Origin of the sequence: Moraxella boevrei DSM 14165 (genome assembly GCF_000379845.1) — a bacterium.
In the GTDB taxonomy this organism is placed as follows: domain Bacteria; phylum Pseudomonadota; class Gammaproteobacteria; order Pseudomonadales; family Moraxellaceae; genus Faucicola; species Faucicola boevrei.
Genome location: NZ_KB903809.1, coordinates 95,269 through 110,466, shown reverse-complemented (window position 1 = coordinate 110,466; position 15,198 = coordinate 95,269). Strand labels below are relative to the sequence as shown.

The 15,198-nt window shown below is 42.2% G+C and carries 15 protein-coding genes; 5 read left to right on the top strand and 10 right to left on the bottom strand.

The annotated features are described in order from the left end of the window. Positions 1 to 7: 7 nt before the first annotated feature. Positions 8 to 697: an MOSC domain-containing protein gene (locus A3G3_RS0110965; RefSeq protein WP_019520566.1), complete on the top strand. Its 690-nt coding sequence runs from the start codon at positions 8 to 10 to the stop codon at positions 695 to 697. Between the two features lie 60 nt (positions 698 to 757). After that, the gene (gene iscX, locus A3G3_RS0110960) at positions 758 to 955 is read left to right on the top strand and encodes a Fe-S cluster assembly protein IscX (RefSeq protein ID WP_019520565.1); all 198 of its coding nucleotides are present in this window, start codon (positions 758 to 760) and stop codon (positions 953 to 955) included. A 113-nt stretch (positions 956 to 1,068) separates the two neighbouring features. Here the strand turns inward: iscX and A3G3_RS0110955 are convergent, their stop codons facing one another. Continuing rightward, on the bottom strand, positions 1,069 to 2,784 hold the full coding sequence (locus A3G3_RS0110955) for an RNA polymerase factor sigma-54 (RefSeq protein WP_019520564.1): 1,716 nt from the start codon (positions 2,782 to 2,784) through the stop codon (positions 1,069 to 1,071). A 191-nt stretch (positions 2,785 to 2,975) separates the two neighbouring features. Between A3G3_RS0110955 and A3G3_RS0110950 the strand changes: the two genes are divergently transcribed. Continuing rightward, a complete protein-coding gene (locus A3G3_RS0110950) occupies positions 2,976 to 3,932 on the top strand; it encodes a nitrilase-related carbon-nitrogen hydrolase (RefSeq protein WP_019520563.1) in 957 nt (318 codons plus the stop codon). 27 nt (positions 3,933 to 3,959) lie between these two features. Further along, entirely contained in the window at positions 3,960 to 4,442 is a 483-nt protein-coding gene (locus A3G3_RS0110945) for a cyclic nucleotide-binding domain-containing protein (protein WP_019520562.1), read from the top strand. 35 nt (positions 4,443 to 4,477) lie between these two features. Here A3G3_RS0110945 and A3G3_RS0110940 read toward each other — a convergent pair whose 3' ends face one another. From A3G3_RS0110940 to lptM, 4 genes are all read right to left on the bottom strand, one after another. Continuing rightward, positions 4,478 to 5,398: a tyrosine recombinase XerC gene (locus A3G3_RS0110940; RefSeq protein WP_019520561.1), complete on the bottom strand. Its 921-nt coding sequence runs from the start codon at positions 5,396 to 5,398 to the stop codon at positions 4,478 to 4,480. Then, complete coding sequence (gene dapF / locus A3G3_RS0110935) at positions 5,391 to 6,293, bottom strand: diaminopimelate epimerase (protein WP_019520560.1); 903 nt, start codon at positions 6,291 to 6,293, stop codon at positions 5,391 to 5,393. The genes A3G3_RS0110940 and dapF overlap by 8 nt, the downstream gene beginning before the upstream one ends. A gap of 118 nt (positions 6,294 to 6,411) precedes the next feature. Beyond that, a complete protein-coding gene (lysA, locus tag A3G3_RS0110930) occupies positions 6,412 to 7,710 on the bottom strand; it encodes a diaminopimelate decarboxylase (protein ID WP_019520559.1) in 1,299 nt (432 codons plus the stop codon). A 41-nt stretch (positions 7,711 to 7,751) separates the two neighbouring features. Next, on the bottom strand, positions 7,752 to 8,036 hold the full coding sequence (gene lptM, locus A3G3_RS14940; RefSeq protein ID WP_019520558.1) for an LPS translocon maturation chaperone LptM: 285 nt from the start codon (positions 8,034 to 8,036) through the stop codon (positions 7,752 to 7,754). A gap of 600 nt (positions 8,037 to 8,636) precedes the next feature. Between lptM and A3G3_RS13720 the strand changes: the two genes are divergently transcribed. Continuing rightward, positions 8,637 to 10,706, top strand: coding sequence for a DEAD/DEAH box helicase (locus A3G3_RS13720; RefSeq protein ID WP_019520556.1), 2,070 nt, complete (start codon positions 8,637 to 8,639; stop codon positions 10,704 to 10,706). Positions 10,707 to 10,792: 86 nt separating this feature from the next. On the opposite strand, the gene obgE is transcribed toward A3G3_RS13720, so the two are convergent. From obgE to A3G3_RS0110890, 5 genes are all read right to left on the bottom strand, one after another. Next, the gene (obgE, locus tag A3G3_RS0110910) at positions 10,793 to 12,022 is read right to left on the bottom strand and encodes a GTPase ObgE (RefSeq protein ID WP_019520555.1); all 1,230 of its coding nucleotides are present in this window, start codon (positions 12,020 to 12,022) and stop codon (positions 10,793 to 10,795) included. 90 nt (positions 12,023 to 12,112) lie between these two features. Next, the gene (locus A3G3_RS0110905) at positions 12,113 to 13,060 is read right to left on the bottom strand and encodes a cell envelope integrity protein TolA (protein ID WP_019520554.1); all 948 of its coding nucleotides are present in this window, start codon (positions 13,058 to 13,060) and stop codon (positions 12,113 to 12,115) included. 21 nt (positions 13,061 to 13,081) lie between these two features. Further along, a complete protein-coding gene (tolR, locus tag A3G3_RS0110900) occupies positions 13,082 to 13,579 on the bottom strand; it encodes a protein TolR (RefSeq protein ID WP_019520553.1) in 498 nt (165 codons plus the stop codon). A gap of 12 nt (positions 13,580 to 13,591) precedes the next feature. Then, the gene (gene tolQ / locus A3G3_RS0110895; protein ID WP_019520552.1) at positions 13,592 to 14,344 is read right to left on the bottom strand and encodes a protein TolQ; all 753 of its coding nucleotides are present in this window, start codon (positions 14,342 to 14,344) and stop codon (positions 13,592 to 13,594) included. Between the two features lie 43 nt (positions 14,345 to 14,387). After that, positions 14,388 to 15,137, bottom strand: coding sequence for a hypothetical protein (locus A3G3_RS0110890; RefSeq protein ID WP_019520551.1), 750 nt, complete (start codon positions 15,135 to 15,137; stop codon positions 14,388 to 14,390). Positions 15,138 to 15,198: the final 61 nt, after the last annotated feature.

Genomic DNA, 15,198 nt, shown 5'->3' with positions numbered 1-15,198 from the left:
TTTTTATATGAAAATTCCACCCCAAAAAATCGGCACACTCACCCATGTCCGCACAGGCAAAGCCATGCCATTTACCCGAGAAAAACTCAGTGCCATTGACAAAACCCCCACCACCGAAGTCCGATTTGTCAACGAACTTGGTATCGCCGAAGACGAACAAGCCGACCGCCGTCATCATGGCGGGCATCTAAAAGCCGTGCATCAAATGTCCACTGAAACTTACCAACGCATTAACGCCCACTTTGGCACAAACGTGGCTGTCGGTGCGTTGGGCGAAAATCTCACCGTACAAGACCCCAACTTTAACATGAATGAAACCAACGTCTGTATCGGTGATATTTACCGTTTTGGCGACGGTGCGGATGCGGTGGAATTGCAAGTCATTCAACCACGCCGTCCGTGTTATAAAATCAATGACGTGATTAATATGGTTGAACCAACTAAGCACCTTGTCGCATCGTGGCTCACCGCTAACGGTATTAGCGGTTGGTATTATAAAGTGGTAAAAACAGGCAACATGCAAGCAGGGGCGAATGTGGTTTTGGTGGCTCGTCCCTACCCATTTGCCAATTTACAAACCCTTTGGCAACTCACCAACCAAAAAGGCAACATTGACAAAGCCATTCTTGACCCTTGGCTCAATATTGAGTGTTTAGAAAATAGTTGGAAAGAAAATTTAGCCAAAAAAATGCTTTAATTTTTGGCAAAAATTTGTTATTTTATCCGTTTTAAATCAATTAATAACTAGGAAAAATTTATGACTCTCAAATGGTCTGACACGCTAGACATCGCCATTGCATTGGCAGAAAAACATCCCAACGAAGATGTGCAATATATTCGTTTTACCGATTTGCACCGTTATGTTACTGAATTAGAAGAATTTGACGATAATCCAGAAAAATCCAACGAAAAAATTTTAGAAGCCATTCAAATGGCGTGGTTAGATGAATTATAATCAAAAAAATCGTTCGTCTTCAGTTTGTCGAAAGATGACGATAAAGATGACGATAAAGATGACGATTTTGCTATAGTTTGACAGGCTTATTAAAAACGGAAAACCATCTTATCCTAAAACCGCTGTTTACGCTGAGTGGACGAGCCGATATTCATCGCTTCACGATATTTGGTAACAGTTCGCCGTGCGATATCAATGCCTTGGGCTTTTAGATTTTCGACAATGGTATTATCAGACAGCGGTTTTTTTGGGTCTTCATCATCAATCATTTGCTCAATCATCGCACTAATCGCGGTAGATGAAACACCTTCGCCGTCTTCGCTCATCACATGACTTGAGAAAAAATATTTTAAATTAAACAATCCCTTAGGCGTGAGCATGGTTTTGCTCGTAGTAATGCGTGACACGGTGGACTCATGCAAGCCGACTTCGTCCGCCACATCCTTTAAAATCATCGGTTGCATGGCGGTCGCTCCGTGGTCAAAAAACCCTTGCTGACGTTTGACAATACAAGAGGCGACTTTAAGCAGGTTTTGATTACGCTCTTCAATACTACGAATAAATAGGCGTGCATCGTACAAATTTTCACGCAAATACAGATTTTGCTCGCTTTCATCATTGCGTTTGATTAAGTTTGCGTAATCTTGATTAACACGCAACTTTGGCAAGGTGTCAGGATTTAGACTTACTTGCCAACCGTCTTTATTTTGAGCCACCAAAATATCAGGGATATCATAACTTTCTGGGGCAAAATCAAACTGACTCTGGCTTTGCTGATACGCCAATGCAGGATTGGGGTCTAAAGTGCGGATAAGTGTTAACGCAGGTTGAATATCTTCAATATTCAAACCTGTTTCTTTTAGCAAGGCATTGATATTATTAGAAATAAAAAATTCAGGATAACTTAACAGTTTTTTGGCATTTTCTAAATTTTCGGTATGCTTTGGCAAACGATTTAGTTGTAATAACAAACATTCTGGTAAGCCTCTCGCCCCCACGCCGAGCGGTTCACAGCTTTGGATTTGCTTAATCACCACCTCAATATCTTCGGGCGTAATTTCCACCTCGTCAATCTGATAAAACGACAACATCATATCCAAACTGTGGAATAACTCCTCGGTCGGCAGATGAATAAAGCCCCTATCGTCCATGCTATCGATCAAATATTCGGCAATCACCATTTCAATATCAGACAAGTGTTTAAAATTTAACTGCCAACGTACGTGGTCTTGGATATTGCCCTGCGTACTAAATTTATAATCATCATCCAGCTCATCAGCATCCACTTGCGACAAGCCCGTCGGCTCATGGATATAAACTTGATCCCACTCAGTATCAATGGACATTTCTAAGTTATCACTAGCAAAATGCTCGCTACTATCCACCGCATCATTGCCATACTCTTGATAATCACTATCTTGGTTGCTTTCATCGCTTGTATCAGATTGGCTTAATTTGCTTAGGCTATTTTTTTGCCAATTATCAAATGTTTCCACATAGTTGTCATGATTTTCAAAGTCATTCGCACCCTTGTCAACGTTGCTAAAATCGCTAACATCATCTTGCGAAAAGTCATCTTTGCCAAAATCTTGTCCTGTATTGCTAAAATCATTTTCATAATTAGCATCAAAATCCGCATCAAAATCATTGTCAATGTCATTGCCAAATTCATCTTGTTCCACCCGCTCCAACAGTGGATTATTATCCAACTTTTGTTGAACTTCTTGCTCAAGCTCAAGACTTGACAACTGCAACAACCGAATCGCTTGTTGCATCTGGGGGGTTAGGCTTAAACCCGTTGTAAGTTTTGTTCCCAGTGCCATTTTCATAACAAATCACCACATTTTTTAGCAAAAATATTATTTTGTTTGACAATATCAATCGGTGCGTTTATTTTAACCAATATTAGAAAAAATCACACAACTAGCCGATATTTTAACATTTTTTGGCTAATATCGGCAAAAAACGTGCTAAAATGCGGTAAAATTTTTACAAAAAACCGATAAAAAGGGTAAAATCCATGCTGAAAGTTGCGTGTGTTCAATTAAACAGCCAAACCGATATTCTGGCAAATCTTATCCAAATTGAAAGTGCGGTAAAAACAGCGGTCAGCCTTGGCGTGTCGCTCGTGGTGTTGCCTGAAAATGCGTTTTGTTTTGGCAAACAAGGTTTGGCAAGTCGGCATTTTCACGCCTTGCAAGATTGGTGTGGCAAATTGGCAGAACATCATAAAACTCATCTGCTTGCAGGGACGTTGCCGTGTCCGTTTCGCCCTGACGGAACGCCTGTCGCAGACGGCAAATTTCGTCAAAGCTCGCTATTATTTGAGCCGTCAGGCGATTGCGTGGCACGTTATGACAAAATTCATCTGTTTAAAGCCACCGTCAACGACCGCACTGCCAACTATGATGAAGGGCAAACCTTTGAAGCGGGCAACGAGCCTGTGGTCGCCAAAACCGCCATTGGCAACATCGGCATGATGGTGTGTTTTGATTTGCGTTTTGCCAGTTTAGCGGTACGCTTGCGACAGCTTGGGGCACAGTTACTCACCGCACCGTCCGCCTTTACTTACACCACAGGCAAGGCACATTGGCAAGCATTGCTCACCGCTCGGGCATTGGATAGCCAATGTTTGATGCTTGGTGCGGGGCAAACAGGCACGCATTTAATTAACACATCACAAAAACAGCAACAGCGAGAAACATGGGGACACAGCCAAATTGTCAATGCTTGTGGCGAAATAGTAGGTAAAATCGTGGGTGAAAAAGGGGATGAAAATATTGCCAACAATATTGCCGAATTGCCAATTACTCAACAAGCCACGTCTTGGCTCAGTTTTAGTGACAATCCTGCTGATAAAAAACCCGATAATTATCAGTTAGTTATTGCAAGCTTTGACAAATCTCAACAACAGATTTGGCGAGAAAATATTGACTTAATGGCAAGTCAACATTTTATCATTAATAACCCTTGTTAATTAATTAATTTATACAAAGTAAAAATTATGAATAGTACCTTATTTGATTATTTGAAAAAAAGTCCATTGTTTGCCAATTTTGACCCTTATATGTTTCAAATATTGGAACAACGCTTGATTTTTAAAGAACTTTCAGCCCATGAATTTTTATTTCACGAAGGCGAACACGGCGACTATGTCGCATTTGTGTTGGTCGGTAGTTTAGATGTTTTAAAAAAAGACTTAAAATTAACTAACGAAAAAACAACCAAAAATTCGCAAAATTTTATCCATATCGGCAATATTGAGCAAGGCGATACAATCGGCGAAATGGCGTTAATTGACACGCTGACACGCTCAGCAACCGTGCGTGCATCAGAAACCACGGCATTGGTATTACTGACCAAAAAAGATTTTGAAAATTTGCTAAGCGATTACCCAAGGGTAGCGGTTGAGATTTTGCGTGGCATTGCGATTTTGCTCAGTTTGAAATTGCGAAAAACCACCGAAAATTTAAGTCGTTCGCATTAATTTTTTTTAAAAAACTCATTTAAAAAACCCATCAATCAAGAACGGCGAGAACGTGGGTGAGCGTTGTCATATACCTTTGACAAATGCCCAAAATTCAGATGGGTGTAAACTTGGGTGGTACTAATGTCGCTGTGTCCGAGCAATTCTTGCACACCACGCAAGTCGCCACTATCGCTTAAAATATGCGATGCAAAACAATGTCGGAGCAAATGCGGATACACGTCTTGCGACAGATTGGCAAGTTTGGTATGGTGTTTGATGCGTAACTGTACGGTTCTGGTTGTCAAGCGTTTGCCAAATTTTTCACTGATAAAGACCGCATTATCGGCGGTATGTTCGTTTTGCCATAACTGACGGTAGGGCAAATAATCTTGTAAGGCTTGCCACGATTTTTGTCCGATTGGCACAAGGCGAGTTTTGCCACCTTTACCCAATACTCTCAATATTTGTTGGTTTTTATCAATATCGCTAAAGTTTAGCCCCACCAATTCCCCCACCCGCAAGCCACTGCCATACAACAACTCCAGCATGGCTTTATCTCTCACCCAAAGCGGAAGTTGCTTGTCATCGTCAGGCGGTGGTTGGTCTAATAATTGGTTAATAACATCCACATCGAGCAAAGTCGGTAAAGGACGTGGCGAACGTTTTAAACGGTGGGCGGTGGTGGGATTTTTTTGGATAAGTTTTTGTTTTAACAACCATTTAAATAATTGACGTAACACGGTTAATTCGTGCTGAACACTCGTTTTTGACAGTTTGTCCCTGTCTAAGCGATTGGCAAGATAATCGCTAATATTTTGACGGTGAACTTGGTGAAACTCATGATAACCAAGCTGTTGTAAAAACTGCAAAAAAGGACGTAACGCTTGCCGATAAGTGCGTATCGTGGCAAGTGTGTAATGCTGTGTGGTTAAAGTGGTGAGCCATTGCTCGGTTAACGTCAGAATATTACGCATCTTCTACCGATATTGGGGCAACAGGTTTCATGCCTGCCCCTGCCATTAAGCCTTCTGGGCTAAATACACCTTCATACACAAAGGTCGCAGGGCCGGTCATATACACAGGATAGCCGTCTTGCCAACGTATAATCAAGCTACCGCCGTACAGCTGAGCCCGAATATCCACACCTTCATCTAGCCAGCCTTCACGCACACCTGTCGCTACCGCCGCACACGCCCCTGTGCCACAAGATTGGGTTTCGCCCACGCCACGCTCATAGACACGCAGACGGATATGACGGTCGTTCATCACTTGCACAAAGCCAACATTCACCCGTTCAGGAAAGGCAGGATGCGATTCAATCGCTTTACCAAGTCGCTCCACATCCGCCGTTAAAATATCATCCACCTTAATCACCGCGTGCGGATTACCCATATTTGCCACATACAGGGTGACAGGCGTACCGTCCACATTCAGACGATAGGAATTTTGTACTTTGGTAATGGCTTTTGGGGTAAATGGAATATCATCAGGCTCAAATTTTGGCTTGCCCATATCTACTTGTACCCAGCCGTAATTATCAGTGCTTAAGGTAATCACCCCGCTTGCGGTTTCTACACGGATACGCTGTTTAAAGGATAACTTGCGAGCTTGCACAAACCGAGCAAAACATCTTGCACCATTCCCACATTGCTGAACTTCTGAGCCGTCTTGGTTAAAAATACGGTATTTAAAATCCACGTCAGGGCGAGTTGGCGGTTCAACGATTAACAACTGGTCAAACCCAATCCCCAAATGACGATCGCCCAACAACCTAACAAAATCTGACGTTAAATCAAGGCGTTGGGTAACCAAGTCAATCAGCATAAAATCATTGCCCAAACCGTGCATTTTTGTAAATTCAATCAACATACTATTTCCTTAACATTTTTAGTTTTCTTGATTTATCTAATACTATATTAACATGATATGCCATAATTGATAAGTGTTTTGTCAAATTTACCCCAATTTATCTAATTTTTAACAAAAATCAATCCAACAAATGTTCACACTTCCACAGACTTTCGAGTGTTTCACGTTCACGGATTAGGTGAGCCTGTCCGTCGTCAATTAACACTTCGCACGCTCGTGGACGGCTGTTATAATTGCTTGACATGGTAAAGCCATACGCCCCTGCCCCTGTAATAGCAAGCAGGTCATTTTCCACCAAGCTTAATACACGATTTTTTGCCAAAAAATCCCCTGTTTCACAAATTGCCCCAACGATATCCCACGTTTTTGGCTCACAGTTAGTATTTAGAGTAACAGGCACAACCGCCATCACCGCTTCATACAACGTTGGACGGATTAAGTCATTCATGGCACAATCCACCACTGCAAAATTTTTGTGATTGGTCGGTTTTAAAATATCCACTTTGGTAACTAAAACCCCTGCATTCGCCACGATACTCCGTCCTGGTTCTAAATACACTTTTAAGCCTAATTTTTGTAATTTCGGCAATAAAGCATTGGCAAAATCCGCTAAATCTACAGGAATTTCATCAGTATAACGCACGCCAAGACCACCGCCCAAATCAATATGTTTTAAGTGAATGTCTTGTTGCTTTAATTGCTCGATCAATTCAATCACTTTATCCAATGCGTCCATAAATGGGCGAATTTCGGTGAGTTGCGAACCGATATGACAATCAATACCAATAATGTCAAGATTGGGTAAATCTTTAGCGATTTTATACACATTTACGGCATCATCGTGGCTAATGCCAAATTTATTTTCTTTTAAACCTGTAGAAATATAAGGGTGGGTTTTGGCGTCCACATCAGGATTGACACGCAATGAAATCGGAGCGGTTTTGCTTAATTTTACCGCCACTTCACTAATGCGATTTAGCTCGCTTACCGACTCCACATTAAAGCATGCGATACCAACGTCCAACGCTTTTTCAATATCGGCATGACTTTTACCAAGCCCTGAAAACACGATTTTTGTTGGGTCGCCACCTGCTTTTAATACACGAGCCAGCTCACCACCTGTTACCAAGTCAAACCCTGCCCCAACTTTTGCCAAGGCTTGCAACACGGCAAGGTTGGAATTTGCTTTCACCGCATAGCAAATTTGGTGAGAAATGTCAGAAAAACTGTCATCATAGGCTTGATAATTTGCCAAAATCGCTTGTTTGCTGTATACATATACAGGCGTGCCAAACTCATTAGCAACGGTGTTTAGATCCACGCCGTCCATCGTCAAACGGTTATCGGCATATTCCAAAAATGGCAAATGGGCAACGTGCTTTCTTGGATTAACGGTAACAATATCATCGTGAGTCATGGGCTTTCCTTTTGTTTTTTTAAATTATTTATAAATTAAAATTAATAAGATTGTGAATTTTCGTCCGAAATTTCATCCGCTTTATTTTCCAAATTATTGTCTAAACGATTTTCGCTATTGCTCAAATTATCAATGTCGGCTTGCTGTTGACGGTTTAAATCCGCCAAACTTGCATCATCATTTATCGCTTGGGTTGGGATAGCTTGGTTCGATTTCTTGGGCAAATATAAGTCGCCTTTTTGTCCACAAGCGCTTAATATCAATGCTCCGCAAGCTAACCATACGCCCATTTTTGTATTTTGCCAAACCGTTTTATTTGTCAACATAAACAAGTTTCCATTATTAAAATTTATCAAAAAAAACACGCTATTTTACCTTGTTATCGTGCATTTTGATAGCAAAAAATCCATGCTTTTTTGCATCATAAAGATTCACCAAATTTTGTTAACTAGCTATACTAATTGCCACAAGCACCATTAAAAAACTTTCGGCAAAAAGCACTTGCTTTTTAAAACGGTTTTGAGTAAAATAGTCGCTTTCATTACGCTGATAGCAACGTCAAGTTTATTCCAAATCTTGTCAAAATTGTAAATGGTTTTGCCATTTGATATCATTTTAGCATTGTAATAATTAATTCCCCTTTATTGTCATACCTTTACTCACCTAGTAAACCAAAACTAGCAAAATAGAAAATGACACTTGAGATTGCAATGCTCAAATAACACGATTTTTGTGTTGAACATACTTTAATCGACCTTAACCGCCTATAAGAAGGTTAACACCGATTAAAGAACCGAGTTTTGCTTTTTTGCGTGTAATTTTTACACTTAAAACTAAATTGTTAATAATAACGACAAGCCTAATGGTTAGGATTGTCGGTTGTTGTTGATGTTTATTTTTAAGATTTTGTTTTTAAAAGGTTTTTTATGACAAGTATCAATGATTTTTTAACCACCGCTCACCAAACCCACAACCAAGCCGATACGTTTAATCCTGAATTAAGCGAGATTTTACAAACCCTTGAAAATACTGATGATTTAGTAGACGAAGACAGCTTGCGTTTTAGCGATTTGGGTTTGTCGCATATTTTGTTAAAAAGTATTGAGAAAACAGGCTACACCACGCCAACCCCTATCCAAGCCCAAGCCATTCCTGTAGCGATTGCAGGACGTGATTTGTTATTATCCGCCCAAACTGGAAGCGGAAAAACTGCCGCTTTTGTGTTGCCGATTTTGCACCAACTAAGCGAAGCCCCTGCTACCAAAAGCAAGCATCGCCAACCCAAAGCAGTTAAGGCATTGATTTTGACCCCTACACGTGAGTTAGCCCACCAAGTTTCCGACAGCATTCGCCGTTATGGCTCTTCCATGCGTGATTTGTTTAGCGTGCCGTTGGTCGGTGGTTCAGCGTATGGCGGGCAAATTCGTGCCCTAAAAAAAGGCGTGCAAATTATCATCGCCACCCCAGGTCGCTTGCTTGACCATATCCATGCAGGGCGTGTGGATTTGTCTGAGCTCTCCATGTTGGTGTTAGATGAAGCAGACCGTATGCTAGACATGGGTTTTGCTGATGATATTAATGCGATTTTGGACGCTACCCCTGACAGCCGTCAAACCATTATGTCATCCGCGACATGGGACGGTGCGGTAGGCAAAATCGCCGAAAGTTTTACCGAAAATCCAGAACGCATTAGCATCAAAGTAGAGACTGCTCATATTGATGAAAAAGTGTATTTTTGTGACAATTTTGAGCATAAAAACAAACTGTTAGAACACTTAATCTGTGATAACGAACGTAGCCAAGCAATTATTTTTACCGCCACCAAACGCAGTAGCGAAGAGCTTGCCGAGCGTTTACAAGATTGGGGGCATAAGGTTTGTTACCTACACGGTGATTTGCCACAAGGCAAGCGTAACCGTATCGTTGCCGACTTACGTAGTGGAAAATATCAGCTTGTGGTGGCGACCGATGTAGCGGCTCGTGGTATTGATTTACCAAACATTAGTCATGTCTTTAACTACGATTTGCCCCGCCAAGTAGAAGATTATGTACACCGTATTGGACGTTCGGGACGTGCAGGACGTACAGGCGTTGCAATTAATTTGTGTAGCCGTGATGACCGCCGTCAGCTTGGCAATATCAACCGCTATCTAAAACGTGATATGCCCGAAGCGGTGTTAGAAGGACTTGAGCCAAAATTTGTAGAACGTCATGACCGTGATAAAAAAGGACGGGGCAAAGGACGTTTTGATAAAAAATCAGGTTTTGGTAGACGTGAAAAATCATTTGGACGTGGCGAACGTTCCGAGCGTTTTGGTAGAAATGACAGAAATCGTTTTGATGACCGTTCTGAACGTGGCGAAAATGTTGAACGTTTTGAGCGTTCAGAACGCAGTCACCGTGCTGATTATCAAGACCGTCCACAACGCCCAAAATACCAAGAACAACGCTTTAACCGTGATGAACGTTATGCCGAACATAACCAGAAACGTGAAGAACGTTTTGACCGTGAGCCAAGATTTGAGCGTGGCGAACCTAATCGCTTTGAACGCACGGAACGTCATAGCAACCACGAACGCTCATTTGACAAAAAACCCCGTTTTGCCCGTGATGGGCGTCATGACAATGGCAGACACTCCGATGATTTTGGCAAAAAACCACGTAAATTTGGACAAGATTTTGAAAGCAATCGTTCTGATTATCGTGGCTCTGATCACCGTAACGATGGGCGTAGTCATGAACGTGGTGAGCGTGGCGAAAAACGTGATTATCACAGCCGTGATGAACGCCCAAACCGTCGCTATGGTGAAGAAAAACGCTTTAACGATGATAGACGTGGCGACAGCCGTCCATTTGCCAAAAAAGACCATGCAGGCAAAAATTTTGATAAAGGTGACAAAAAATTTGACAAAAAATCAGAATTTGGCTCACGCAAACCTAAAGGTGTGAAAGAAGAACTTTACGGTTCGTCTGCCCCACGCCGTCGTCCACGTTAATTTTTGCCAAATAATTGACATAAAAAAAGAGAAACCTTCGGCTTTCTCTTTTTTTTACGTTTAACAAAATAGATAAGAAAATTTGATTAATAAGGCGAGTAAACCACTTCTACGCCGTCTTCACCAAAATCGTCATCATCAAAATCTTCGCCATCATCGCCCTCATTTGCCAAACCTTCACGTTGGGCTTTTCGCATAGCACGGTAGGCTTCTTTTTGCTCTTCGGTATTGGCACGCACTTCGGCTTCTAGGCGTTCAAAACGTAAACGTTGCTCTTCGGCAAATTCTGGGCTTTGCTCTTCCAACTCTTTTTCACGGTCAATTTCATTCATCAAATGAAATACCACATCTTCCACGCCTGCCCCTGTTAAGGTTGAGGTGCGAAACACTATGCCTGTCCAGCCAAGCTGTGCCACGATATGCGTGCATAACGCATTTTGCTCTTCTTCTGGTACTTGGTCAATTTTGTTTAAAATCAAGACTTGCGGTAATTTTGCCAATTCTGGAGAAAATTTTTGCAATTCATTTAAAATCACTTCAGCATTTTTGACAGGGTCGCTACCGTCAATCGGCTGTACGTCCACGATGTGGAGCAGTCTGCGAGTACGAGCCACGTGTTTTAAAAAGCGAATGCCAAGCCCCGCCCCTTGAGATGCTCCTTCAATCAACCCTGGAATATCCGCCATGACAAACGAACGTCCCAAACCCACGTCCACCACGCCCAAGTTTGGCACAAGCGTGGTAAATGGATAATTGGCGACTTTTGGGCGAGCCGATGACACTTGACGGATAAAAGTAGATTTACCCGCATTTGGCAAACCAATTAAGCCGACATCAGCAACGACCTTTAGCTCAAGTTTTAGCTGTTTTAATTCACCTTCAAAACCTTTGGTTGCTTTGCGTGGGGCTTGGTTGGTCGATGTTTTAAAATGGGTATTGCCCAATCCGCCATCACCGCCTTTTGCCACCATAAGTTTCTGCCCACGTTCGGTCAAATCACCAATCACTTGGTCGGTGTCTAGGTCAATAATCGTCGTACCGATTGGCACGGTCAAAAAAATGTCGTCAGATTTGCGACCTGAGCAGTTTTTACTGCGTCCGTTTTCGCCACGTTTGGCTTCGTAACGGCGAGTGTAGCGGTAGTCCACAAGGGTGTTGGTGTTGTCATCAGCGACGACGTACACGCTACCGCCTTTACCACCGTCGCCACCGTCAGGCCCACCTTTTGGAATGTATTTTTCACGGCGAAAACTGACAATGCCATTGCCACCGTCACCTGCTTTGACTGTTACGACTGCTTCATCAATAAATCGCATAGTAAAAACCTTTATAATTATAGATAAACCGCCTATTATAACAGATTTTTTAGCCAAAAACATATTTTAATCGGCTTAATCGACAAACATTTAATCCGCAATAAAGGTAAAGCTATTATCACGAAATTCTTCGTAAGCATCGGCAGGCGGTGGTGGTAATGGACTGGAGGATTGCACGGCTTTTTTTAGGCTGTTTTTAAATGCTTCATCGACACTGCCTTGCACACGCACATTGCTAATCGCTCCTGATGGTGCGATGCTAAATTGAACGGTAAGTTTTTTACCATTACTGTTGGTCGGTGGGTGCCAATTTCGGTCAATAATACTTTGGATTTGGCTTAAATAACCTGTCGAATTTACCCCATTTCTCGCCCCTTGGCGTGGTTCGCCATTACCGCCTTGGATGCCACCTTGTGGGCTGTTCGAACTGTTGCTATCTTTGGGTAAATCTTGCCCATCTGAGGTGATATTTTTGCTAATAATCTTAATGCGTTTATCATCCCCACGTTGTTGGATTAAATCGCTGGCACGTTCCATATCAGCACGCAAGCCTGCTTCAATCTCGTCAATGCGACTTTCCGCCGTTTCATAGTCGCTTAACGTTTCTTGTTGTTGGGCAAATTTTTGATTAAGTTCGTCAACAATGCGTTGTTGTTCCGCTTCGTGTTGGGCGTTAATTTGCTGGGCTAATTGGGCTTGTTGGGCTTGAAACTCGGCTTCTCGTTGGGCGATTTCTTGCATAATTTTCGCCGTTTCTGGCTTAGTTGGTACTAAATTTGGCTTATTTTGATGATCATTTAAAGTTTGCCCTACGTGGTCAGCGTTATTTTGCTGATTGGCTTGGATTTGCCCTTGTAACTCGGACAATTCTTCAGGCGAAACTAGCACGGTTTGCATCGGTGCTGGTGGGGCTTCGCTATGAAAATATAGCACCGTTCCCACCAAGATACTATGTCCCAAAATACTGAGCAAAATCGCCCAAAAGCGATAATCTTTGGTTTTCACAGGGACATAGACAGACGTAACTTCAGGGTGCATCGCATTTCTCGTACAAAAAAACTATTCGTCCGTTTTCGACTTTTTGCTGGATTTAGATTGGCTTTCAGGTGGTGCGGTGAGCAGTCCAACTTTAACAATACCTGCTTGTTGCAATTTTGCCATAAGCGTTATCACATCGCCATACGGATTGCTTTTATCCGCATTTATCATCACATTTAGGTTTGGCGTGCCGTCTGTGTTGTGGTATTCAGGCAGTTGTTGCAAACCTTGTAACGTTTCTACCAATTCTCGTTGGCTCATCGGCTCATCGGTTTTGTCCTGATAGCTCAGATACACATCGCCATTACTGTCTAAAGACACAATCACAGGCATTTGTGTGCCTTGTTCAATGGCTTTGGTTTGGGCTTTTGGCAAATTAATATCCACACCTGTGGTGAGCATCGGTGCAGTTACCATAAAAATCACCAACAACACCAACATCACATCAATATACGGTACGACATTCATACCTGCGTTGACTTTTTTGCCAATAGAACGGCTAAAAGGATTGGCTTTCATACACGCACGCCCCTACTGAATAATTGGGTTTTGGATTTGATTTGTCTCCACATTGGGCAAGCTATTTTTCGACAAAGGCGTGAAAGGCGTTGACGGCTCATCTTGATTATCACGCAACAACATCCCTGTCATTTCATCACAAAATAACGCACGGCTTTGATAAACTTTTTCGGTTTTTGCGGTAAAATGGTTAAACGCCAACGCCGCAGGAATGGCCGCAGACAAACCCAATGCCGTGGCAATCAAGGCTTCGGCAATCCCCGGTGCGACGGCTGACAGTGTGGCTTGGCTAGACGTTGATAACCCCATAAACGCCACCATAATCCCCCATACCGTGCCAAGCAATCCGACATATGGCGACACCGACGCAATACTAGCAAGCAACGCCAAGCCCTGCTCAAGCTCCAACTGTTGACGTCCTAGACCAACACGCAACTTTCGCTCCACCCCGTCAATCACATCCGCTTTGACTTGGCGACTACGGCGTAACTTAATATATTCGGTAAAGCCGATAAAAAATATCTGCTCCAGTCCACTCCGCTCGGTGTTGCCTTGCACACCTTTATACAAAGTTGGCAACTCAATGCCTGACCAAAAAGTTTGTTCAAAATAATCATCTGCTTGATAAGCCGTTGATAAACGACTATTTAGCCGAAAAATCGTCACCCAACACAACAAACTTGCCAACAGCAAACTTGCCATGACCAATTTGACAAACATACTCGCCTGCATAATCAGGCTTAACACATCAATTGAACCTTCCATCCAGCTACCTACCGAGGATTTTTTCAAATAAATTTAAAAATTATTAATCAATTATGCCGCCAATATAATCAGCAACCGCATCCACAATTTGTGCCAACCAAAAATCCGTCAACATCGGTGACGCCATACATTGTTGTTGCAAATCTAACGCAATCGCAGGCGGTAATGGCAAAAACTGCTGACTTGCCCACTGTTGCCACACTACCACATTTTGCCATTCATCGGTGCTAGTTTCCGCATTGGTTTCTCTGTCACTTGGTTGACCGACTTGTTGACCGACAACTTGAAATGTCATATTCGGTTGCTTGCTGATAAATTCAGCATCCCCAACCAATTGCCAATGTTTAAATACCGTACTTTTAAAGGCATTTTCTACCGCATTTTGTAAGTTATCATGACATAACAATTCAAAATTTTTTAAAGTATTCGTCCAATGTAACCGCAAGGCAACTTCTGGATTTTGGCAAAAAACCACCAGTTTGCCTTCAAATTTTAGTTGATACGGTTTTGCAACTTTGTTAATATCAATATTTAATAATTTTGCAAAATCTTCTCGTATCATCACATCATCAAACCGCTTTAACAACGCCCCATTTAACGGTTTTTCGGCTTTTAAAGCATTGTCCAGCTGTTCATAATGATAAATTAATTTCATCGGCTCGTTCTGACTAACCAACGCGTTGGTGACTTGACAACGATGCACTTGCCAATCCATGATATTATCAGAAATAAAGTCAAAAAAATTAATCATTTGCTGATTTTGTGGTGAGATCAATTCGCTTGTGTCGGTCATAACAGCCTATCGTAAAAAGATATCGTGGTAAAAAACGTGCTTATAGTACCTGTTTTTGCCA

Bases quoted from the DNA above. Each gene is read 5' to 3' on its own strand.
- iscX (WP_019520565.1), top strand. From the start codon at position 758: ATGACTCTCAAATGGTCTGACACGCTAGACATCGCCATTGCATTGGCA.
- dapF (WP_019520560.1), bottom strand. From the start codon at position 6,293: ATGTTGATTGAATTTACAAAAATGCACGGTTTGGGCAATGATTTTATG.
- tolR (WP_019520553.1), bottom strand. From the start codon at position 13,579: ATGAAAGCCAATCCTTTTAGCCGTTCTATTGGCAAAAAAGTCAACGCA.
- tolQ (WP_019520552.1), bottom strand. From the start codon at position 14,344: ATGGAAGGTTCAATTGATGTGTTAAGCCTGATTATGCAGGCGAGTATG.
- A3G3_RS0110950 (WP_019520563.1), top strand. From the start codon at position 2,976: ATGCTGAAAGTTGCGTGTGTTCAATTAAACAGCCAAACCGATATTCTG.
- A3G3_RS0110965 (WP_019520566.1), top strand. From the start codon at position 8: ATGAAAATTCCACCCCAAAAAATCGGCACACTCACCCATGTCCGCACA.
- lptM (WP_019520558.1), bottom strand. From the start codon at position 8,036: ATGTTGACAAATAAAACGGTTTGGCAAAATACAAAAATGGGCGTATGG.
- A3G3_RS13720 (WP_019520556.1), top strand. From the start codon at position 8,637: ATGACAAGTATCAATGATTTTTTAACCACCGCTCACCAAACCCACAAC.
- lysA (WP_019520559.1), bottom strand. From the start codon at position 7,710: ATGACTCACGATGATATTGTTACCGTTAATCCAAGAAAGCACGTTGCC.
- A3G3_RS0110955 (WP_019520564.1), bottom strand. From the start codon at position 2,784: ATGAAAATGGCACTGGGAACAAAACTTACAACGGGTTTAAGCCTAACC.
- A3G3_RS0110890 (WP_019520551.1), bottom strand. From the start codon at position 15,137: ATGACCGACACAAGCGAATTGATCTCACCACAAAATCAGCAAATGATT.
- A3G3_RS0110945 (WP_019520562.1), top strand. From the start codon at position 3,960: ATGAATAGTACCTTATTTGATTATTTGAAAAAAAGTCCATTGTTTGCC.
- A3G3_RS0110940 (WP_019520561.1), bottom strand. From the start codon at position 5,398: ATGCGTAATATTCTGACGTTAACCGAGCAATGGCTCACCACTTTAACC.
- obgE (WP_019520555.1), bottom strand. From the start codon at position 12,022: ATGCGATTTATTGATGAAGCAGTCGTAACAGTCAAAGCAGGTGACGGT.
- A3G3_RS0110905 (WP_019520554.1), bottom strand. From the start codon at position 13,060: ATGCACCCTGAAGTTACGTCTGTCTATGTCCCTGTGAAAACCAAAGAT.